At 44.9% G+C, this 22,077-nt stretch carries 13 protein-coding genes; all 13 read right to left on the bottom strand.

Annotation, left to right across the window (positions count from 1 at the left end; all coding sequences use genetic code 11):
- Window positions 1-30 precede the first annotated feature (30 nt).
- Entirely contained in the window at window positions 31-1,116 is a 1,086-nt protein-coding gene (locus GL182_RS08300; protein WP_163379207.1) for a LamG-like jellyroll fold domain-containing protein, read from the bottom strand.
- A 25-nt stretch (window positions 1,117-1,141) separates the two neighbouring features.
- On the bottom strand, window positions 1,142-2,680 hold the full coding sequence (locus GL182_RS08295) for a RagB/SusD family nutrient uptake outer membrane protein (RefSeq protein WP_163379206.1): 1,539 nt from the start codon (window positions 2,678-2,680) through the stop codon (window positions 1,142-1,144).
- Between the two features lie 12 nt (window positions 2,681-2,692).
- A complete protein-coding gene (locus GL182_RS08290; protein WP_163379205.1) occupies window positions 2,693-5,782 on the bottom strand; it encodes a SusC/RagA family TonB-linked outer membrane protein in 3,090 nt (1,029 codons plus the stop codon).
- A gap of 306 nt (window positions 5,783-6,088) precedes the next feature.
- Window positions 6,089-7,990 (bottom strand): 7TM diverse intracellular signaling domain-containing protein, encoded by a 1,902-nt coding sequence (locus GL182_RS08285; RefSeq protein ID WP_163379204.1) that lies wholly within the window; start codon window positions 7,988-7,990, stop codon window positions 6,089-6,091.
- A gap of 97 nt (window positions 7,991-8,087) precedes the next feature.
- Window positions 8,088-9,521: a BNR-4 repeat-containing protein gene (locus GL182_RS08280; protein WP_163379203.1), complete on the bottom strand. Its 1,434-nt coding sequence runs from the start codon at window positions 9,519-9,521 to the stop codon at window positions 8,088-8,090.
- Window positions 9,522-9,609: 88 nt separating this feature from the next.
- Window positions 9,610-9,990, bottom strand: coding sequence for a response regulator (locus GL182_RS08275; RefSeq protein ID WP_163379202.1), 381 nt, complete (start codon window positions 9,988-9,990; stop codon window positions 9,610-9,612).
- Between the two features lie 309 nt (window positions 9,991-10,299).
- A complete protein-coding gene (locus GL182_RS08270) occupies window positions 10,300-11,712 on the bottom strand; it encodes a mandelate racemase/muconate lactonizing enzyme family protein (RefSeq protein WP_163379201.1) in 1,413 nt (470 codons plus the stop codon).
- Window positions 11,709-14,051, bottom strand: a complete 2,343-nt coding sequence (locus tag GL182_RS08265; RefSeq protein ID WP_240469743.1) for a cytochrome C — start codon at window positions 14,049-14,051, stop codon at window positions 11,709-11,711. The genes GL182_RS08270 and GL182_RS08265 overlap by 4 nt, the downstream gene beginning before the upstream one ends.
- Window positions 14,052-14,086: 35 nt before the next feature.
- Window positions 14,087-15,535 (bottom strand): sulfatase, encoded by a 1,449-nt coding sequence (locus tag GL182_RS08260; protein ID WP_163379199.1) that lies wholly within the window; start codon window positions 15,533-15,535, stop codon window positions 14,087-14,089.
- Window positions 15,532-17,118, bottom strand: a complete 1,587-nt coding sequence (locus GL182_RS08255) for a sulfatase (protein WP_163379198.1) — start codon at window positions 17,116-17,118, stop codon at window positions 15,532-15,534. The genes GL182_RS08260 and GL182_RS08255 overlap by 4 nt, the downstream gene beginning before the upstream one ends.
- A gap of 11 nt (window positions 17,119-17,129) precedes the next feature.
- Window positions 17,130-18,275, bottom strand: coding sequence for a formylglycine-generating enzyme family protein (locus GL182_RS08250; RefSeq protein WP_163379197.1), 1,146 nt, complete (start codon window positions 18,273-18,275; stop codon window positions 17,130-17,132).
- A gap of 102 nt (window positions 18,276-18,377) precedes the next feature.
- Window positions 18,378-20,333, bottom strand: coding sequence for a sulfatase (locus tag GL182_RS08245; protein ID WP_240469742.1), 1,956 nt, complete (start codon window positions 20,331-20,333; stop codon window positions 18,378-18,380).
- The gene (locus GL182_RS08240) at window positions 20,272-21,987 is read right to left on the bottom strand and encodes a hypothetical protein (protein WP_163379196.1); all 1,716 of its coding nucleotides are present in this window, start codon (window positions 21,985-21,987) and stop codon (window positions 20,272-20,274) included. Before GL182_RS08240 ends, GL182_RS08245 begins: the two co-directional genes overlap by 62 nt.
- Window positions 21,988-22,077 lie beyond the last annotated feature (90 nt).

The following is a 22,077-nucleotide window of genomic DNA, read 5'->3' as shown; positions in this document are numbered from 1 at the left end:
TTCTGCTGATTATTAAATGGGCTATTTGCTTCAGTTGGCTTCTTCCATCATTAAGGATTGAATTTCTGATTGGCTGATGGCCCGGTCAAAAATTCTTAACTCATCCATCTCACTTGAGGTGGACAAATGGCCCCATCCGGCAAAGCGGGGGGCACCAGAGGCCACCGAAAGTATATCACATCCAGACCAGTCGATTCCCGGAAAGCTGCCCTGACTGACCACTTCACCATTGATATAAACCGTACACTCCTCTGAGGCGATGGTAAAGGCGATGTGATTCCAGGCATCTATCGCCGGATCAATATCGGCTGCTGCCCCCCCGTCAAACCAGTTTTCCCCGGAACCATTGCCCACATTCAGTTTAAACCGCTGCATCCCTCCGGCATTTTCCCTGAAAAGTCTGAATCCGGAAGTCCTGTTATTCATGGCTGTTGGATTGGCCTCATCGGGAGGCCCCATCACCAACAGCCCGGCCCGGTCTGGTGTACCATCCAATTTGTACCAAAAAACCGCACTAAATTCCTCCGTTTGAAGGTTTTCTGCCTCATAAGTAAGGTAGGCATCCGGACTGCCGGAATAAGCCCTGCCCGAAATACCGCTCGTAAAACCCGGCGAACCGGATACATTGGCATTCTGGATGCGTACCAATTCCGTATAGTCCCCATCAAATGGCAGATAAAACACTTCATTTTCATAGATGGGTTGATAGGGTTCTATTTTTTCAAATACCACAGCAGTTGTGGTCTCCTTCCCCGAAAGATCCCGGGCAATGACTTCCAGCTGATGCTCTCCATTGGTCAGGTTGTCATAACTAAAGGTATTCAAAAACCTCCGGTAATCTTTGAAATCCTCAAACCGGGCGATTTCCTGTCCATCCAATTCCACCACCACGGACTCAATTTCTATATCGTCTTCGACTTCAAGGTCGATTTCTATGGAGGTAACCTCCTCTGTAACCCGTATCTGGGTACCGTCGGTAGGATAATTTACGGTAATTTCCGGGGATTCATTATCTGCTCCCGGTTCAACAAACTCAATATCATCAATATAGCCATCGGTACAGGCAGTGAGTCCAAGAGCCAATACCACCACCAGGCTGATCCATTTATGTGTCATGTTGGAATATGTTTTATGTTTCAATTCATTCTTCATTTGCTGCCTCCCGGATTTGGGGTAAAATATCCTGCTGTTCGAGCGGGTAAGGGAGATACCGATCTCCTTCACTAAAGGTCCTTCCACCATAATTCAACTCTGAAGTACGGTCATACCTGATCAGGTCAAAATACCTAATTCCCCATTCCATGGCAAATTCGGCATATTTCTCATCCAATACCGCATCCAGGTCCACCGTGCTAAGGTTATTCAATCCAGCCCTTGCCCTCACCTGGTTTACAGCTTCCTCTGCTGATAAGACCTGGCTACTGGCTCCGTTGACCAGGGCCTCCGCATGTAAAAGCAATACTTCGGCATACCGGATACAAGTAAAGTTTTTATTTTCCCCGTAGGTAAACCTACCCGGTGTCAATTGGGTAGATGGCAGGTAGTGCTTCCCGCTAAGGAAGTTATACCGTGGGTGGTTGTTAAAAACATCTCCGTCGGGACTGACGTTGGATACCCAATCCGGTAAATTCTGGTAGGCGGCATCGGATTGGATTTCAGCTATACCATCAGGGGTAAACAGCACCGAGGTAGTCAGTCGTTCCTCCTCATTCCTATCCAACATGAACTTCACATATTTTTGAGATGGTTCAAAAAAGCCCCAACCTCCTCCTGCTCCCGAAACGGTGGGAGTCCAACTGGCAGGACCGAAAAAATCCCAGAGATAGCGGGTGCGCGTTCCGCTGGCCTGACCAAAATCGGAATATTGCAACTCCAGCAAATTTTCATCATTCAGCTTGCCTGGGATTTTAAATAGCTGGTAAAAATCGGACTCCAGGGCAAACAAACCACTTTCAATGATTTCATCTGTAGCGGCCACCACAGCTGTGTGATTGTTTAGCTCCATATTGGACCTGGCTTTGATAGCCAAAGCCGAGTACCTTGTCACCCCTCCCTTTACGTCAGATCTTTGATTGGGATGCACGCTCGGCAGGTCGGGGATGGCTGCATCCATTTCCATGGAAATATGCTGCATCACTGTTTCATAGTCAGACAATTCCACATTAAACAAATGGCTGGGCTCCGAAGCATTGGGAATAAGTACTGATCCCCATAATCTGGCCAGGTACATCAATTCAAATGCTCTCATGACCTTTATTTCTGCGATGTATTGTCTGGCATTGGCTTCGCTGGCTCCTGCTTCCTGGTATTTCTCTATTTCCTCCATGGCTCCATGCCAGTACAAGAGATCAGAATACAGGTTGAGCCAGGTAGAATTGTACATCCAGAAATTCCTGTCATAGCGAAATTCATCTGTCTCGGTCAATGGAAACTGATCACCCGCAGCATTCACATCATCGCCCCTCACACTTATCAGCGGGAAGGTCTCCCATTGCAAACTATACAATTCAGCATAAGCGCCATAAAGCAGCAAAACCATGTTTTCAGATTGAGAATAGTCGGTATCCTCGGCAATGAATTCATTCTCCAAAGGCTCATCCAGCACTTCTGTACAAGACAGTCCCATTAGGATGGCTGAAATGGCCAAAAACAAAACGGAAATATATTTATAGGTATTCATGTTTGTCTTATTTTAAAGTTTAATGTTTAACCCAACGGTATAAATGGCCGGGATAGGATATACCTGGCGGTCGATGCCATTGGCCACTTCAGGATTAAAACCATTATAATTAAACATCGTAAGTGGTCGTTCAGCCGTAAGGGTGAACCTGGTTTCGGGCATTTTTGATCCAAAAATCTCCCGGTCTGAAAGGGTATAGGAAAGCCTCACATTTTGAATCCGGAAATACGAACCGTCCTCTACAAAATAATTGCTGAGATTTTGGTTCCAGCCTTTCCTCAAGCCTGCTGCAGAAGGGTACCGGTTGGATGTGCCTTCTTCCCTCCAGAGATTATCGGCAAGTTCTGCATCCAAATTGGTATCATTGGTGAATATGATTTCTCCCCGTTTTCTGTTCAGTATTTTATAGCCGGACTGACCTTGAAACAGTGCAGAAAAGTCCAGGTTTCTATACCTAAACCCAGCATTGAAACCATAGGTCAGGCTGGGTAAAAACGAACCCAGCACTACCCGATCCTGATCATTAATGATACCGTCTTCATTCTGATCCCTGAATATCAGGTCTCCGGGTTGCAGGTTGTTGTCATTGATAAAGTCCTGGCTGTAACCGTAAGAATTGATTTGTTCCTGAGATTGAAAGACGCCATCTGTTTCATAGCCAAAGAAAGCCTGGTAGGGCTGTCCAATAATGGACCGCTGTCTGAATTCGGCCGAGCCTGCATCCAGACCTTCTGCCCCGCCCAGCCCTAAAACTGTATTCTCCAGGGTACCAAAATTACCTCCAACATAATAGGAAAAATTGGTGGACAGGTTGTCCTCCCAGTTGGCAGACACTTCCAATCCCTGGTTGCGGATTTCCCCTACACTTCGCCTTTCGCTAGCACGGATTACCGGAGGTATGATGCTTACCGCCAGGTTTCGGGTATCCCGGATGAAGTAATCTGCTTCAAGAGAAAGTCTTTCCCTGAACAGGCGGGCATTCAATCCAAAATTCCGCTCCACAGTGGTTTCCCATTGCTCAATCAAATCAAAGGTCGGATCCAGGCGACGACCAATCACCAGCACCCCATCAATGGCTGCATTGGTTTCTACCAATACCGGTGCGCCTACGGATGGACTGATGCCATCATTACCCAATTCACCCCATGAACCGCGAATTTTCAGGAAATTAATCGCATCCACATTAAAGAATGCTTCTTCTGTAAGCACCCATCCTGCCCCAATAGTGGCAAAATTACCCCATTTGTTTTGGAATTTATTGTTTCCGTCCCTTCTGAACGTTCCGTATAATAGGTAACGGTCATCATAATTGTAGGCCACACGGGAAAAGTAGGACTGAAAAAACAAACGTGAACCGCCATCTCCGATACCATTCAGGTCAAAATCGGTCGAGTTATTCAGGTACCAGAATTGTTCTTCCTCTCTGTCCGGATTGGGGTTGATATTTTCGCCCCTGGCAAAAAGGGATTCATTGGTTTCACTTCGGTAGGATTGCCCCAAAACAACCGTGAGATTATGCCGATCAAAGTTGTTTTGGTAAGTAAGGAAATTATCCCAGATCTGATCAAAACGATTAAATGTTCTTCTGTTGATGGAAGATTGCCTCTCAGTGATCCCGTCATTATAGGCAAAGCCTACGTTTCTGCTGGTCACACTTTCCAGGTTGTAATTATAGGAAGTTTTAAAGGTCAGGTTGTTGGGTATGATCTCCAACTCCGCATAAAAGTTACCCAGAATTTTGGCTATTTTATTTTTATTATCCGAATACAAAAGGCTATAAAACGGGTTTTGATTGCCCCTGTAACCAATTTGCTGGGCATTGGAAAGTTGGTAAGGTTGGGCATCCGTATTTTGCTCATCGTTTACCGGAATAATCGGTACTGCAAAGTAGGAGCGGAACCAGGCCCCATTGTCCCCATTGTACTGCTCTCCGGTGCTGATATTCAAATTACCTCCCACACTGATCCAATCCCTCAGGTCTGAATCCAATTTGACCCTGAAGTTCATCCGCTTGTAGCTGTTTCGGGTATCCTTCATCAAACCCTGCTGATCAAAATAGCTGCCTCCAACGGAATACCGGGTTCGGTCACTCCCTCCATTAAAAGAAAGGGTATGGTTTTGAATGGTTGCTGGCTGCATCATTTCTGCATACCAGTCTGTATTTACGTCCGGCAGGCTGGGATCAATCCGGCTTCTGCCGTAGCGCTGGATGGCATTTTGTACGAATGCCATATCCGGAGTAGAACCGGTTTCATTGATATACCCCACAAACTGTTGGGTATTGGCCATTTTTAAAATATTTTGTGGGTTTTGAATGCCATAGTATCCATCGTATACGATTTCCGGCTCCTGATTATAGCTACCGGATTTGGTTTCGATCACTACTACGCCGTTGGCCGCCCTTACGCCATAAATGGCTGAGGCAGAGGCGTCTTTCAAAACAGAAATGGTTTCTATGTCATTAGGATTAAGGAAATCAATATTTTCAAAAAACATGCCGTCTACTACATAAAGCGGAGCCGCACCACCTTCAAATGAGCCTACGCCTCTTACCCGCACCGTGGGAGATGCTCCTGGTGCCCCATTACTCACAATCTGTACTCCGGCCACCCGGCCCTGAAGGGCTTGCATGGCTTGCGAGTTGGGAGTTTTGATAATGTCATCAGATTTGATGGTCGAAATGGCAGAGGTCAGGTCCTTTTCCCGCTGGGTACCATAACCAACTACCACTACCTCCTCCAGGTTTTGAGAGTCTTCGGTAAAAACAACATCAATCTGGCTTCGGCCATTTACCTCCACTTCCTGGGTTTCAAAGCCAATAAAGGAAAAAACCAGGATCGCATCCGATGAAGCTACTGATAATTCATAATTGCCGTCCATATCTGAGACGGTACCATTGCTGGTATTTTTCTCCAGAATATTAACTCCCGGAACTGATTCTCCTGTAGGATCTGTAACATTTCCAGATACAGTAAGCTGTTGGGCCATGGCGTTGGAACAGGCGAGGCCTATCATCAGAACAAAAAAGCCCGGGAACCAGCCCCATCTGCTCGGGATTTTGGGCTTAAAATATCCCTTGTCGAAAGTAAAAGGAATTCTCATAAATAAGTTAAATTAGGTAGTATTTAATATTTAAGTAGTAAACAATTTGGTTTAAGATTGTTTATACTGAAAAGGTAGTCTAAAGTCAGAAAAACAACTGATGCAGGTTAAAAAATGTTGGAAATAGTGACTGATTGTTACGGTTATTCGGTAGGGTAATTCACAGATCAATAACACCAATTTATGCCTGAATATGCTTTAAACCGATATCTTAATTTTTTTTATCCAAGGTATTTATCACCCCTATATCTTCCTGGGAATGGAAAATTTTATCACAGGCTTACTCCAGAATTCCGATGGTCAAAATCAGCTCGGCAAAGGATACAGGAGAATCATTTCTTCCCAACTGGGCTGCCCATCCCCCGCAGCCAATACCTTTTGATTTACCTTCTTCCGAAAGGCCCAAATGGTATTGCGACTTAAATTCAGGCTTGCTGATAATTCATCCAGTGTTATCTTTTCCTTAACCATGAATGAGGCATAAAGGATATAAAAAGCCTTTTCCAGGGGAAACTTTATACCGTGAAAAATGGTACCTGCCGTTACCGAATCAATATGACCACAATGTGAGCATCTTCGCGAAAACCATTTGGGTCCCTTCCCAAACTTAGATTTTCCACATTGTCTGCAGGAAAATCCCCTTCCCCACTTCAGGTCTTCCAGGTATCGGTAGCAGGCTGATTGGTCAGGGAAAATATTGGCAAATTCTTCCCTTGAGAGGGATTGTTGTGATATCCGGGCCTTGTAGGAATCACGAATGGAGCTTTTCAACTTCCAATTGTCTTTATCCAACAGGTTATTGATTCTTTTGATCTCCTCATCCTTTTCCTGTAATTGTTGGTTATATTGTTCCAACAAGCGGTTTTTTTCCTCCAATTCTGTTGTCCTGCACCTTACTTTTGTCTCCAATTCCAGGTTGACCCTTTCCTTCAGGGCAATATTTTCCTTGTATTGGGACAAAGAACGTCTCAGTGCTTTGTCCCGAATTTCCTTCATGATCCGGATCCGGTCTCCCAGGGCAAAAGACAACAGGACCATTTCGATCAGAAATGCAAAGTGCAGGCTGTAATAAATAATGGTATGGTGTGGAATAATGGCATAACTGGCTAAAACCTTGATGAAAACCCCTGTAAACAAAACCCCATATGCCATAACAAAAAAACGGGCAGCCTGAAAGTTTTTAAGCAGCAAGTAAATCCCAGACGAAAAAATCAGTAAGAAGGGAAGCAAGTCATAGTAGGAAATTTCAAAATAAGATTTGTCAAACAACAAGCCTGTTAAAAATATCAAGGACTTAAAAAACAGGGAAAACCAAAGCAAATAGTGAAATTTCTTCGCTCTCCTTCGGGTATTCAAAAATCGAATGGTAAACAGGACAGCCCAGAATATGATGAAAAAACTAAATACTCCATTAACAATAAAATTTAATTCCGGCAACTGGGGCCAGAAATATTGAAAACCGATGCCGTCCAAACTCATGGCATACAAACCCACACTCAAAATATATAATATGTAATAAATATATTTCATTTCCCTCACCGCCAAAAAAATCAGAAAATTATAAAAGGCTATGATCAGGATCATTCCGTAAAACAGTCCAAATAGAAAATATTCACTTAAGGCATAATGAATAAACCGATCTAGTGAGCGGACGGCTATGCGGATATCGGCCTTCTGGCTTGAATTAATTTTAAAATAGAAATTCTCAATTCTGTCCTGGTCGTTGGGGATTTCAAGTTGGAAGTTTTTATGGTTGAAAAGCCGATTGCTGAAAGGAAAATTGTCCCCCATAAAACGGCGCTGGTAAACCCCGTCTTCATCCGGAAAATAGGCTTCGATTTTATCAATGCTTTGATCATAAAACTCCAACAACCATTTTTTATCACTATCAGGGGTATTGGCAATAGAAAGTTTTACCCAATAGGTATAGGCGGTATTGAAATCGTTTTTGCTGAAATTGGCATTGATTTTAAAATTTTGCTGAAAAGGGGCTTTAATGATGTCCTCAAACATCAGGCTATTACTGGAATCTTCAAAAAATTCGAGTTGATCTATGGCATATATCCGCTCATTCCAATTGTCATCTATCCGTAATGTAGCCTCTCCGGAAATGCGCTGACCAAACCCCAGGGCAGCCACCAAAAGAAAGACCAACAAGTGAAACAATTTCAACAGGACAGCCATTCTCAAACGAATCCGGATATGCATTTTAAATCTCCTTTCTAAAATAACCCGGTCAGGCTAAAAATCAGTTCCATGATGAAAAACTAATTTGGAAAAGAAGCGACTAAAAACACTTGTTGCTTTACCTCAAAAACCAGCTGCTGAACCAACCGGTCCGCCACCTTTTGGGTTTTACCTGCTCCTGATCCATTTCGTAGGGAAGCTCCCATACTTTTCCTGTACTGCTGCCAAAATAAAGCTGGCTTTTACTGAACTCATTCGGATTACCATCTGCCCAGAAGTAGTAAAACGGATCCTGACCGTTAATAACCCTTCTGATATAATTGTGGTTGCGATCACTTCCCCTGGTCACACTTTTGGATTTATCCCAATTTTTCCCTCCATCACTGCTTTGCCACATTTCTACCTCTCCGCCTCCTCCCCATTCCTGCGGGCTGTTATTGGTGGGACCTATCACCATCCAATTATCTCCAGAAACCCAAAGGCTTCCCATGTCGTAATTTTGATCGGATTCGGTAATCACATGATCTTCCCACGCTGAACCATTCCAATGGACCACATGCCACTTCCTGCTGCCATTTTCCGGGCCAGGCTCATGCCCTATCCCTTCCACATATAAGGCAATGGGGTTCCCATCAGCATCGAAATTTACGTCCTTTAAATAAACATTCCTTTTTTGGCTAAAGTATTCCCTTACCAGGCCCGATGAAGTTAAATTTACTACTGGAATTTCCACTTTATTCCCTGCTACATCTGTCCATGTCTCTCCAAAATCAGTCGTTTGAAAATAATACAAATTGGTTCTTAAATCTACATTACCATTGGGATGCCAGTTGCAGAAGAACCCAATTTTATTGCCAGTCTGACCACTAATTTGGTAATGACCGCTATTCTTATCCCCATTTCTTTTTATGGCTACCAATTTTTGATCGGAAGACCAGCTCAATCCATCCCCACTTGTCTCAAAATACAATTCCCGAATACCGGTATATTTGGTAAATAAATTAAGAAAACCCCTACCCGCTACATATTTGGGCTGGGGATAGGTCATTTCTTCTTCTGAAATCTGATCAAAGGCATCGATACTGTATGGTTCCTTGCTTTTGTACTTAAAACCCATTCTCCTTCTCCCTCGGCCACTCACAAAAACCCAGATATAGCCCGCTTCATCTATGGACAAACTGGGATTATCATGAGGGTCATCCACCCCAAGCTTATCATGCACGATCACGGGTTTGCTCACCATTCCTGTCTCATGATCAAACATGCCTATCATGCACAGCAGGTATTTTTCATTTTCGGCCCGGGTGCCTCCATATACGAAAAAAGTCCGATTGACTTCCGGAGAATGAATGGCAAGGGGAATGTGCTTTGCCGTGTAAGTACCCAGGCCCCCTGAATACTTATCCCCATAGGTTGAAAATTGCCCCAGGGTAAACCATATGCCCTTATATCCATCAACAGTGGGAAATTTCTCCTGAGCAACCAGTGGTTGCCCAAAAGAAAAGAAAATAAAAAATAAGTTGGAAAGGATAATTTGGGTTTGTCGCTTCATGGGTAGAAATTTTTCAGTGAAGCAACAAAAATAATTAAATTGTTGAATAATAAAACCTATACCTCTCTCGGGAAAAACGAAAATTCATTTACAATTTAAATTTTTCCTTGAGTTGAATAAAATCCTGTATACTGAAAGGTTTTACCCAAAAGTCTACGATTCTTTTATAAGTTTTAGCTTTACGTTTATCCGCAGGTTCTATGGAGGAAGTAATGATGATCACGTCCACGTTTTGATTAAATTTCATGGCTTCCAGCGTATCCAATACATCCCAACCTGACAAACCAGGCATATTGATGTCCAGAAACATGAGATAATCCTCTTCCTGTTTGGCATTATCTGCGAGAAAACCTAAAAGATCCTCACCATTATTGAATGAGCTCACCTCAGGGCCTATTCCCGCTTTTTCCATCAGTTTCTTTTGCAACAAAATAACAATGGGATCATCATCTACCAATAATATTTTCACCTTAAACCATTTATCTTTAGTAATACAAACTTAAATGAATCAACCGTTCCAGGATGGCATACTGAAAAAAGGCCTGGAAAAAGGAAGAAGTTTGACATACAGTTTTATATATTTAAAATACATTTTTTCAAATGTAAAACAAGAAAAAGGAATTAAAAATAAATTGTTCCACTTTTTTCGTATAATTTTTTCAAATCCAATTTATATGATAAAAAATATTTGTTATGTGATAAAATAAGCCATCAACCAGAAGTTGATGGCTTTATTCTAAAATCTTATTTGAGCCGGAATTTTAGCATGAAAACCCGATCACATCTCAAACATACCCTCATAATGGGGACTTTCAGCCAAAATCCCACCGCTTTTGGCATAGAATTCAGGACCTGTAGGATAAACTCCCTCTTTGGTTTGTACCCAGGATTCATTGGACATGGGATGATAACCTAACATTTTATCCCAGTTTTTATAATATTGATGACCATTGGTTTCCTGTAATCCCAGGTTCATGTCAGGAAAAGGAGCCAGCCGGGCTGCGACATTTTTATTCCAATCCACTAAAATGGGATTTACAGTAAGGTCTGCACAGAAACATGGAATTTGCTTTTCATAGGCTGCCTGAGCTATTTTCATGGTCATGCTCATGGTTTTGGCAATGGCTTTTACGGCAATGGCCGAATAGCCCTGTTCAATTCTCTGCAAGGCATCCTCCACGGTATGTGCACTCTCATCCGCAGCAATGCGTACCCCAAGATCCCCTACATAGCTGTGGTTATCCTCTCCAAAGGGTTCTTCAATTACCGCTATTTGTTCAAAGGCACCAATTTTCCTGGCATGGTCCAAAAACCTTTCCAGCGTTTCCTTTTTTTCGTAGCGCTCGTTTACATCAAAATAATAGGGGATTTTCCCGTTTTTGGTATAGGGGGTTTCAAGGTGACCCAGGGTTTTGTGAACAGCAGTCAGAAATTCTATGTCCTTGGCAAGCATTTCTTTCTGGGTTCCTGCCGCACCTGTCTTCAATTTCATGATAAAATGTCCCTGATCTGCAGCAGCTTGAATGTCTTTGATGGCTGCACCCACACTGAAGGAAGGGATACTGGCTACCTTGTCATGTTGGTGAGACAACCCAGGCTTGTAGGCATCGGGAATCATCTCATCAAAATTTTTCATTCCATTTTCTGCTCCATAAAGTAACCAGGCAGCGTTATCCACCGGTACCAAAGCATTTAATGCAAAAGTCTTTTTCAGTCCGGGGTTACCGGTTATTTTTTTACCATAAGCATAAACTTCAGGAAAAATATCGTCCAGCAAGGTTACGGGGTCAACAAAACTATTGCCTTTGATGAGCTGCAATGCCCTTTCGGTGATGGCATACATCAAAGCATTCCCTCCGGTGGTGGAATGCGCCTGAAATACAGCTTTATCAGACCATAAAGTTCCCTGAGTACCTAGGCCAATCTTCTCTATCCCACTCTCAGACCGCATCAATGCGACGGTCTGCCAGGCTTCGGTGATGGCGCTACCCTTAAACCGGTAGGGGTACAAGGGTTCTCTTTCAAAATTAGAATCGGTATGGCTTACTTGGATCTTTTTCTTCATTGAATCATTAGAATAAGTTGTTCCCAAACTTATGGAGGGAATACCCAGACCCCCAACCGCCAGGGCGGTTCCAGACCGGGTTAAAAAGGTACGTCTGCTCCATCCATTGTTGTTTTTTGATTTCATGGTTTATTGGGTATTTGGTTAAGGGTATACCAGGCTTCCGAAGACCAGAAGGGCTTTCCTTCCCTGCTTTCTAAAGCTTCGGAAAGTTTAAAATAAATGACATGATCTTGCTTTAGGCCGGGAATCTCCAGGTATAGTTTTTTGCCATCTGAGGACCACTCCATTTTTGCGGGAACCAATTGTTCCAGATCAATTTTTGGTCCCCCATAGGAAGCGGTGGGCTCGTACCGCCACTGTTCTATATGTATGGGCTCATCCGGGAGTTGGTCTGCTGCTACCGGTATTGTAAATTCAATCTCAAAACCACCGGGCATTGCCCTGATGGCTAGCATTTCAAAAGTACTTTGGCCATTATATTTGATTTTCTCAAGGCCAAACTGGTTTTCTTTCCAGCTCCAGCCTCCAACCATTCCCACTTCTCCAACATATAAAGCCCCATCCGGTCCCCAAACCAGGCGATTCACCCCGGCAGTAAAACCCTGAGAAAAACGGAACACGGCTCCCTGGTATTGCCCATTAATTTTTTCCAGAAAATCTCGCTTGATACCCCCATTGGTCACATCACCGTGCAGGAGCTGTCCTTTATAGGGGCCATCTTGCATCAATATTGGTTCAGAAGGCGAGTTTCCGATTTCTTTATCAGGAAGCCAGATGGCAGGTGGCACCATTTCAGGCGGATCTTTTTCCTGCTTTTCTGAAAGCCCCCATGCCATGCCGTTATAGGCACCTTTTTGTACATGTACCAACTTATTGGCCGGCAACCATTGACCCTGATTATCTGTTGTGAAAATTTCTCCATCCATGCCCAGACCGATCCCATTGGGTGTCCTCAAGCCATAATCCAGGGACTCATAACTCCCGTCCCTGCTGATCTTCAAGGTCCTGCCCCTGTCAGGCAATTGCCTTTCATTAGCCATTAACCGCATGGCCATGGATAAGGTAATGTAAAAATGGTCGTCCTTGTGCAGCAAACCGAATGCAAATTCATGAAAGTCATCTGTCACCCCCCAGGCATCGCAAACCACCCGGTACTCATCTATGATTTCATCACCATCATGGTCAATCAATTGGGTCAATTCATGTTTTTGTAAGACAAATATCTCCCCGTCCACCACCTCCAGTCCCAATGGTTCTGCCAGACCTTCGGCTACACGCTTGACGGATACCGCCGATGGATCATCCTCCAAAACCCCATCCAGCAGATAAACTCCTCCAATCGAATCCCAGGTACTGACCAATAGGCGGCCATCCGGCAGAAAGGCCAGTCCTCCCACCCTGGGCTGAAAATCTTCATCGTGCAAAATGGTAAGGTCATAACTGGGGTGAACGCCCTCCAAAGCCGCTCCATGGCCCGGATTGAGTTTTACATCCTCCCCAATGGAGCTATTATTTCGTTGGATCCGGGCAACCTGATTATCATTTGTTTCCTTTGGCTTGAAGGTAAATATATAATCCAATATGGTTTTTATCTCCTTTTCTGCCAATTCCGGATGCGCATTCATGGGCGTTTCTCCCCATACTCCTACGCCTCCTTCTTTTATTTTTTGGGTAAGATAGGCATAGCTGGCACCCTCCTTTGGATATTGGGTAGCTATTTGCTCAAAAGATGGCCCCACCATGGCATTGTGCTCCTCATGGCAGGTATAGCAATCACTGTTTTCCATCCACAATATTCCCAAATGATCATAGCTATCCCCCACCGCTGGTGGCTGTTGTTGCGGTAATGGTTGAAAAAAATCCGTTAGGGTGTGGTCATCACTGATGGTATGCCTGACCTGTCCGTTTTCGCTTTGCAGCTCAAAAGTCAGCGCTTTAGGTTTGTCCCTGAATTTAAAATATCTTTCGAATCCGGGATTTCCTGCGCCATCCCGGGTGAATTCTGGACTTTCCTGCAAAGCAATCCGGCTTCCATCCTCAAGGATAAAATCATAATTGAGGGTAATCCTTTTGTCATCAAGTAAATATCCTTTGTATTGCAGTTCGAACGGGATTTCCTGTCCATTTTTTGAAACCACCCATTTTCCAGGCAAGTCTCCTTCCTTATAATAGGCTTCTCCCCAGCTACCGGGCTGTATGTTTTTTTTATTGGTAAAGACCGTTCCTTCCATCAAAATCCCGCCTTTCCATACTTTATACAGCTGCCCTTTTGCCAGATCATAGGCTGCATAGCAGGCCGAATCCAGTGCAAGGCTGAGCATCCGGGGTTTTCTGTCCAGAACTGACCGGAAAGCCCAGGGATCCAGGGGCCTTTCAGGTACCTCCCTGGTATCGGGTTGGCAAGCGAGCAGGTGCAGGCCTGTGATCAATACGACTACCAAATGACAACTTTTAAACTTCATTATATTGAAAGTCAACACCATATTTCTCCGTCAAATCAGAATGGTCCCTTTTCCGTCGTTATTAAAGCCCCTGGCCCACCAGGCATGGTGCCCCTGCTCCTTTCTATATCCAGAGGTTTTCCGGTCTCCTTATCATACCAGTCTCCGGTGAGGTCCTGGGGAACCGTATCATCCGTTTCCTCAGCCCATTGAGCCAGAACCTTTCTCAAATGATCCAGTGCCAATTCGCCTTCCGCTACAGCAGCCACATTTAACCATTGCCCGGGATCTTTCCGAAGTAGGTATAACTCCTCATGAGGCCTGGGAGAGGCAAAAACATCCGCCTGAACCGGATTGAGCTTCCCTTCTTCCCGCTGGGCTTTCAAATCGGAAAAAGATTCGCTGGCATTGGAATCTGCTGGCCCGGGATTACTGTGATGGGGTCGGTTGTTTTGTATGTACAGGTAGTCCCTGCTTCTGACCATGCGGGCATGGGCTTCGTGATCGTGCCAATTATGCTCGGCAAAAACATATTTCCTAAAAGGCAATCCCGGATTTTGCAGCAAGGGTAAAAAACTTTTACCTTGAAAATTATCCCTCATAGCTACTCCAGCCATATCCAGAAAAGTAGGCGCCAAATCAATGCTGCTGACCAGACTTTCTGAAACCTTTCCCTCATTGTGTATTCCTGCAGGCCACTTGATGATAAGTGGTGATTTAATACCTGAATCGATGAGCCGGGTCTTGCTTCGGGGAAAAGGCCTGCCATTATCCGACAATACGACAATAACTGTTTGTTCCAATACCCCCTGCATTTTCAATTCTGCTTCCACCTTTCCGATATAATCATCAAAACGGGCAATTTCATCATAATATTGGGCCAAATCCTTCCTGGTGGCTTCGGCGTTTACCAAATGTAAGGGGACATCGACCAGCGCTTCCTCATGAGAACCTGAAAAATCGTTGGGTCCCCAGGGACGGTGCGCATCCAACGAGGCCAACCATAGAAAAAAAGGTTTGTCCTTTGGTCTTTCCTGCAACAAGGGCACCCATTGGGCTTCTCCTCCATCACCGATTTCCTTACCACTGTCATAAATGACATCAAAACCTTTCCTTGGAGCAGGGCCCATGTGCCATTTCCCAGACTGGCCGGTGAAGTATCCGGCTTCCTGCAACAATTCGGGAAAAGTAAGGATGGATTCCGGCAAAGGCGTATGCAATTCGGCTGCGCCAGTGTTGTGGGGATACCGGCCGGAGATGATGCTGCAGCGGCTGGGACTGCAAGAGCTCGTCGTCAAATAAAAATTGGAAAACATCAACCCCTCTTTTGCCATCCTGTCAATATTGGGCGATTTGACCTGCGTATTTCCTGTTGCACCCAGGTCCTCATAGCCAATATCATCCGCTATGATCATGATGATATTGGGTCTGGTGTCCTGGGCCCATGCAGCAGAATAGGCCTGGTCAACCAGTAAAATCAATAAGAATAGAATTAGCTGTTTCATTCTTGAAAGTCTTTTTCAAAGTCCGAATCGTTGACCCAGCCGGTATTGAATGACTCCCCTTGCATGAATCTGGTATAAAAATCCCTTTGGCTTTCCTGGGCATACTCGTAATTATCAAATATCTCTCCATTGCCAAACATACGGGGGTCATCCTGTTCTTTCAATTGATTCACCATTTGCTCAGCCAGGTTTTCTTTTATGTTTTGGTACTCCGGGTGCAACGCCAGGTTATTCAGGCACAATGGGTCCTTCTGCCGGTCGTACAATTCTTCTGCTGCCCTTTTTCCAAAAGACAGGTTCCAGAAATGCTCCTCTCCTTCTACCCTTCTTTGGTTGAGGATGACCGTTTTTGTGGCCCCGCCGTCCGTATTGAGATAGCCGGTTTCCGGATTTCCTGCCGGCCAGCGGTTGGGTTCAAAATTTTGAATATAGGTGTATTCCTCTGTGACTATTCCCCTGATGGGATAGCCCTGGTCATCAGGCCTGCCGATATCATGGCGCTCTTTTCCGATCAAAACCCTGTTTCTGGAAGGATCGGTTTTTCCTGATTCCTCTGAACTAAATATGGGAAGCAGGCTTTTGCCAGCCATGGGGGCCATACCTGCACTGTCCGGATGAATTTCCGCCAGTTCCAAAAATGTAGGAGAAAAATCAGTGAAGTTGACAAAATCATCGATTACCCTGCCGGGATTCTGAATGCCCTTGCCCCACATGATGGCCAGCGGCAAATGATTGGAAAGCTCGTAAGCCTGCCCTTTTACCCGGGGAAAGGGCATCCCATTATCTGCGGTCACAATTACCAGCGTATTGTCCAACTCCCCCCTTTTTTCCAACTCGGCCAACATGTCTACCAGGTGCCGGTCAAAATATTCCGTTTCAAAGGCGTAATCCAATAAATCATTCCTTACCGAATCGTTATCAGGCCAGAAGGCTGGAACCTGATCAATCATATCCAAGGACTTCCCTCCAAGGGCCACACCAGACCCATAAGCATAGGCCCTGTGGGGCTCTGTGGATCCGTACCAAAAGTAAAAAGGCTCCTCTTCAGGTTTCTCATCCAAAAATTTTTGGAAATTGCCGGCATAATCCACCCGGCTAATCTTCTCAGTAGGCGGTTCGGTGAGCAGCTCACTGTACCTGGGGCCGGTAAGGAGACGTGGTTCTCCATTTCTCTCTCCGGGATTACCAGGAGCCCACCCTTTGCCTGTAAAACCGGTAAAATACCCGTTTTCCCCCAAAACTTCTACATGGGACAAGAATTTAGAGGGGAAAAAAGGCACATGATTGGCTGCCTCTTCCAGCTGCCAGGAATTCCTTCCCGTAAGGATAATCGACCGGGAAGGGGAGCATTTGGCATTGGGAGTATAGGCTCTGGTGAATAATAAGCCTTCACTGGCCACCCTGTCAAAACCAGGGGTATTGATCCAATCTGTACCATAAGCCCCCATGTGCGGATAGGATAAGTCATCTGCTATTGCAATGAGGATATTGGGTCTTTTGATCTCTTCTTCCTGAGTCTGACAGGCCATGCTAAGGATAAGCAGTAAAATCAGAAATTCAGGCAGGTACTTTGGGCATGACATGCTGATATCAATTAGTTGGAAGAAACACAACGAAAACCGGTATGCTCCAGACCTGTATCCGGAGAAGATTTCATTTTTGCACTTACCCGGTATCCTTCACAATAGGACACATTGCAGAGAAAAGAACCTCCTTTGACGATTTTTTTGGGGACAGTGGGCTCCTGAGGATCATAACTGTCCTTTGGCCCCTGAGGATTGACTGCAACATCTCCATCCAATCGGGAATAATAATCTTCCCGGTACCAATCATTCGTCCATTCCCACACATTGCCTGCCATGTCATACAGGCCATAAGGGTTGGGTTCGTAGGACTTGACCGGCGCTGCTCCCTGGAAGCCATCCTCTCCTTTATCGGTAACGGGAAATTCTCCCTGCCAGATATTGGCCATAAAACCACTTTTCTCCACCGGATCGTCTCCCCAGGGAAAGGATTTCTCCTCCAGACCCCCGCGGGCTGCAAATTCCCACTCGGCTTCAGTAGGTAAACGCTTTCCGGCCCATTTAGCATAGGCGACAGCATCATCCCAGGCAATATGAACTACCGGATAGTCTTCCTTACCTTCAATGCTACTGCCCGGTCCCTGTGGTTGCCGCCAGTTGGCTCCCGGAGTCCACTCCCACCATTGAGAAGCATTGTTCATGGCCACTGACCTGTCTGTAGAATGAAAAGTCAATGATGCCGCTACCAATACTTCTTCCGGTGGTTTGGGTGTACCGGGAGGCAATTGTTTTTTTATTTCTTCCCAATCTGGCTTTTGCTCAGCTATGGTCACATAGCCTGTAGCCTCCACAAAGGCAGCAAACTGCTCATTGGTAACTTCTGTTTCATCCATCCAAAAACCATCCACCTTTGCCTTATGGGCGGGCAACTCATCCTTTCTGCCCCGATCATCGGTAGCCCCTCTGGTAAATTCACCACCCTCAATCCATATCATGCCATCGTGGGAAGCCGGTGCTTCCCTTTCAGGAATATCATTTGATGTAGCATTATTGTTTGTTGAAAACCTGTCTGGTACATTGTCATGGCAGGAAGCCATGTCTTCTGCTAACTCCTCATCTCCCTGCTCTTCCTTTTCAGCGGAATTGGAACAGGAAAATTGAAAGGCCACCGCAATGACCAGAATAAACAAAAGGCTTGTTCTTTGGTACTTCTTCATTATTAATTATTTTATACTTTCAATTCAATCAAGTTAGGCAAAATGACCTATAGATCAGTTTTATTTTTGACCAATGCCTCAGAAAATACATGTAAGGTGCTTTTACCATGTACCATTCAGATAATCCAACCTGCGTTTTACCTCCGCATTGGAGTTTTTCAATTCTAAATTACCGGCATCGACTATTCCTTTATATTTGCTATGGTCCTTGAAATATACCAGAGAATTCATCGCTATCAAAATGGATACCGGGTCCTCTTCTTTTTGGATCCAATCCAGGAGCAAGGGTATCGGATCTCCCTCTTCCAGTACCCCATGCAATTCAATGGCCCTTAACTTCACCATGGCATCTTCCTCTTCTTCCCAATCGGGAAAGGCGCTGTAATCTGCTATGCTAGTTTTTCCATGGGAAGCGGCCACCTGATAGGCCCAGTACCTTTCCAATGCCGTACCCTCCCTGAGGATTTGCATGTTTTTCTCCCGCACCTGATCCCAGGGCTGCAAAGCCCAATCATTGATCTCTATAATTTTTTCAAGTTTGGGATGAAAGGACTTACCATATGACACTGGGTTTTGCAGGGCTTCATTTACCAAAACATTTTCGGGTAAAAAACCCAAATCATTTTTTTCCAATAACCAACCATTTAAATTCACCCTCAATTCCATTACTTTTTGCTTCATCTGGGGGTCTCCAGCCAGGTTATTGGTTTCAAAAGGATCCTTTTCCAAATCAAACAAACGCTCTGCCTGCTTAGGTTCGAAAAAGGCCTTTTGGATGGCTCCCAATTTCCCTGCCTCATACAGGCGCTTCCATTCGGCAAAAGCCAGCATTTTATAGCGGTAATTGTTTTGCAAAGCATCCGGATAAAAAGGTTGGTAGCTTCGAATGTATTTCCACTTCCCTTTGCGAACCGACCGGACCATTTCATATTTCTCATCGAAGCGATCGGCATGTCCATAGGCTTCATCTCTGGATTCCAGCTGTTCCCGCCTCAATGCTTCTCCTAAAAATGGCTTTCCATCCATGGCTTCGGGTAGGTCGAGTCCCGCCAAATGGAGCACGGTAGGGGCAAAATCAATAAAACTCACAAATGCTTCCGGCTGCTCTCCCCTTTGGTAAGGCACCAAATGCTTCCAATTTTCCGGAACCCTGACTACCAGGGGCACATTCAGCCCGGTTTCATACAAATATCCCTTACTTCCCGGTAACACCCCTCCGTGATCCCCAAAATAAAATACAAAGGTATCTTCCAGCAGGCCTTCCTGCTCAAGCTCCGCAATTTTCCGTCCCACCCAGTCATCTATTTCACGAATTTTATCCCTGTGGTAGGCGGTGGTAAACCGAAATAAGGGGGTATCTGGAAATTGGGAAAACAGCTTCACCTGATCCGGATGATCCGTTGGCTGGTAAGACTCCATCAGTTCTTCCGGGAAATGCAGGCGACTTTCATGGGATTCCATAAAGGTCTCCTGGTGAAAAAAAGGCTGACTTGATACAGGTCTGTCTTGCCAGGAGGCGGTATTGGAGGAGGCATCCCAAACGCCATCACCTTCCGTTGCATTGTAATCTTTTTTGGCATTATTGGTTGTGTAATAGCCTGCCTGCCGCAAATATGCCGGAAACATTTCCAGTCCTTCGGGCATGGGTGCCATTTTAATTTTACGGTGCAGGTGCATGCCTGTTCGGGTAGTCAGTGTCCCCGTAATCAGGGTACTCCTGGCTACGGAACAAACGGGAGCATTTGAAAAGGCATGCTGATAGGTCAGCCCATTGGCTGCCATAGCCTGTATATGGGGGGTAGCTACGCCTCCGGAGGTAAACAGGTCCATAAAATGCTTTGAATTGTCCTCAGAAATCAAAAAAACAATATTGGGACCCTCCTTTTTTGAAGCAATGCTTTCATCTCCTTCCTGCGCCAATAATCCGGTGGAAAGACTCCCTAAAAGGAAACCAATGAGGACAGGTACCTGTAAAATTTTACTTTTCAATACCATATTAAGAAATTCGAATTTGATGGTGAAAAGGGGTAAATCCACACAGATAGGCCGTAGGCGCATCCATTTTAGGCAAAGCACCTCTTATCTGCACCCAGCTGTGTTCGTGAATGCCTGGACCAAAATGAATGGCTGATTCCCCATAGGAATATTTTCCGGTATCTTCCTTTAAATAAACCACATCAGCCAACTGCTCATGAGGAACGGTGCCTACAAAGGTTCCCCCTGGCCTGAAAATCAATTCTACAGCCACAGGGACACGGTCGGTTCCCTGTATTTCAATGTCTATTAAAAACCCTTCCTGGTCCTCGCTGATGGTGGCTTTACTGGTCAAATGCTGCACCTCGGAGGTTGGTCTTTCAGACCTGGACATTTTAGACCAATCCCCATCCCCTGGTATTTCATCTTTTGGAAAAGGTTGGTAATAGGGACCTTCCAAATAGCTTGTCAATACGTATTTACCATTTTCTTCGCTAAATGAATCTGAAGAAAACTGGCCCTTTCCAAAAAACGCACTGGCAAATCTGATTCCCTGCAATGCTACCTGCTTTTTATGAAAGGTAAAAAAAGCTGTACTCCCGGCCAAAATAGAGGCATCATAAGCTCCTCTCCTTATCCTGGTCAACCTGGAATTCTCAAAGGTCCGGGCATAATTCACCGGCAGAGGTTCTGCAGCCGGTAAATCTTTCCAAAGATCCGGGTCTTCCAAAAAATAATACAGAAAACCGGTGGTTTTCTCAAATGCGGTATCCTCAATTAGTTTACAAGCAGCAGCGAATTGGCCATTATTGTCCTTCAGGGCTAGGTACCTGTAAGGATAATAATAGTTTTCCAGCGTACCAACAATGGAATTGTCCTGCCGGCCAGAAGCCTCTGTGACAATCTCCCCATTTGGGTGCAGGTAATAAAAATTCATTTCCAGGTTCTTTCGCACATAATCCAAAAGTTCCGGCTTATCAAATCCTCTGGCCATACTGATCAACACCCTATTGCTGAGAGAAGAATAAATATAGCTGCTTTTCTCCTCATACTGTCCATCAGCATCCATATCTATCCCCTCCATTAGCCATCTTTCGGCCCTTTCCAGGTATCCCTGGTCCTTATTTATTTTATACAATTCCGCCAGGGCAGCACATACCACCCAGCGGTGATTGGGTGTATGTATCCCTCCCACTTTTAAAGCCTCCCCTGCCTGTTTCAAAAAACCATAAAGGGGTGTACTGATTTTTTCCTTTTCGGAAACAGTACTTTCTTCCAATAGCCGCCAAACGGGAGCCAGCCATTTTACAATAAACCCGGTATCCGGTGTGGAATGGAAATTCGTGGATAGCAAATCTATGGTACCATCCTCATGCTGCAGGTTCTTGAGAAATGCTGCCGCATGTCCCAAATTCTCCACCAGTGCCCGGTCCTTAAAAAAATCCGATTCAGGACTTACCAGGGAACAAATGCCTGTTTTAAGAAAGCTGGTTACCGCATGTGGGGATGCGATGTCATTACCATCCAACACGGCCCCAAAGACGGGGGAAGAAGGCTTGTCTACATACCTTGCCTGTATCCTGTTTACCGCCTGGTCATTATTAGCAATCATTTTGATCAGCCAGGCTGGTTTTTGCAGCTCCCTGGAAAACCCGGTCAGGCCTTCCATGGTGAACGGAATGAATGGTGCCAAAAGGGTGAGTTGGCCATTTTTACGGATAAATGATCTCCGATCCATCAAATTTGGTTTGGTTTTGGGTTTAAATGAAATGTTGAATATACCAAATTTTACTTTCGGTAAAACACTGGGAGTAAAAAATATATACCC

Source organism: Cyclobacterium sp. SYSU L10401 (assembly GCF_010993705.1).
Lineage (GTDB): Bacteria > Bacteroidota > Bacteroidia > Cytophagales > Cyclobacteriaceae > Cyclobacterium.
This window is presented reverse-complemented; position numbering and strand designations above follow the sequence as displayed.

Coding starts and splice junctions, on each gene's coding strand:
- GL182_RS08300 (WP_163379207.1), bottom strand. CDS start 1,116: ATGACACATAAATGGATCAGCCTGGTGGTGGTATTGGCTCTTGGACTC.
- GL182_RS08295 (WP_163379206.1), bottom strand. CDS start 2,680: ATGAATACCTATAAATATATTTCCGTTTTGTTTTTGGCCATTTCAGCC.
- GL182_RS08290 (WP_163379205.1), bottom strand. CDS start 5,782: ATGAGAATTCCTTTTACTTTCGACAAGGGATATTTTAAGCCCAAAATC.
- GL182_RS08285 (WP_163379204.1), bottom strand. CDS start 7,990: ATGCATATCCGGATTCGTTTGAGAATGGCTGTCCTGTTGAAATTGTTT.
- GL182_RS08280 (WP_163379203.1), bottom strand. CDS start 9,521: ATGAAGCGACAAACCCAAATTATCCTTTCCAACTTATTTTTTATTTTC.
- GL182_RS08270 (WP_163379201.1), bottom strand. CDS start 11,712: ATGAAATCAAAAAACAACAATGGATGGAGCAGACGTACCTTTTTAACC.
- GL182_RS08265 (WP_240469743.1), bottom strand. CDS start 14,051: ATGAAGTTTAAAAGTTGTCATTTGGTAGTCGTATTGATCACAGGCCTG.
- GL182_RS08260 (WP_163379199.1), bottom strand. CDS start 15,535: ATGAAACAGCTAATTCTATTCTTATTGATTTTACTGGTTGACCAGGCC.
- GL182_RS08255 (WP_163379198.1), bottom strand. CDS start 17,118: ATGTCATGCCCAAAGTACCTGCCTGAATTTCTGATTTTACTGCTTATC.
- GL182_RS08250 (WP_163379197.1), bottom strand. CDS start 18,275: ATGAAGAAGTACCAAAGAACAAGCCTTTTGTTTATTCTGGTCATTGCG.
- GL182_RS08245 (WP_240469742.1), bottom strand. CDS start 20,333: ATGCGCCTACGGCCTATCTGTGTGGATTTACCCCTTTTCACCATCAAA.
- GL182_RS08240 (WP_163379196.1), bottom strand. CDS start 21,987: ATGGATCGGAGATCATTTATCCGTAAAAATGGCCAACTCACCCTTTTG.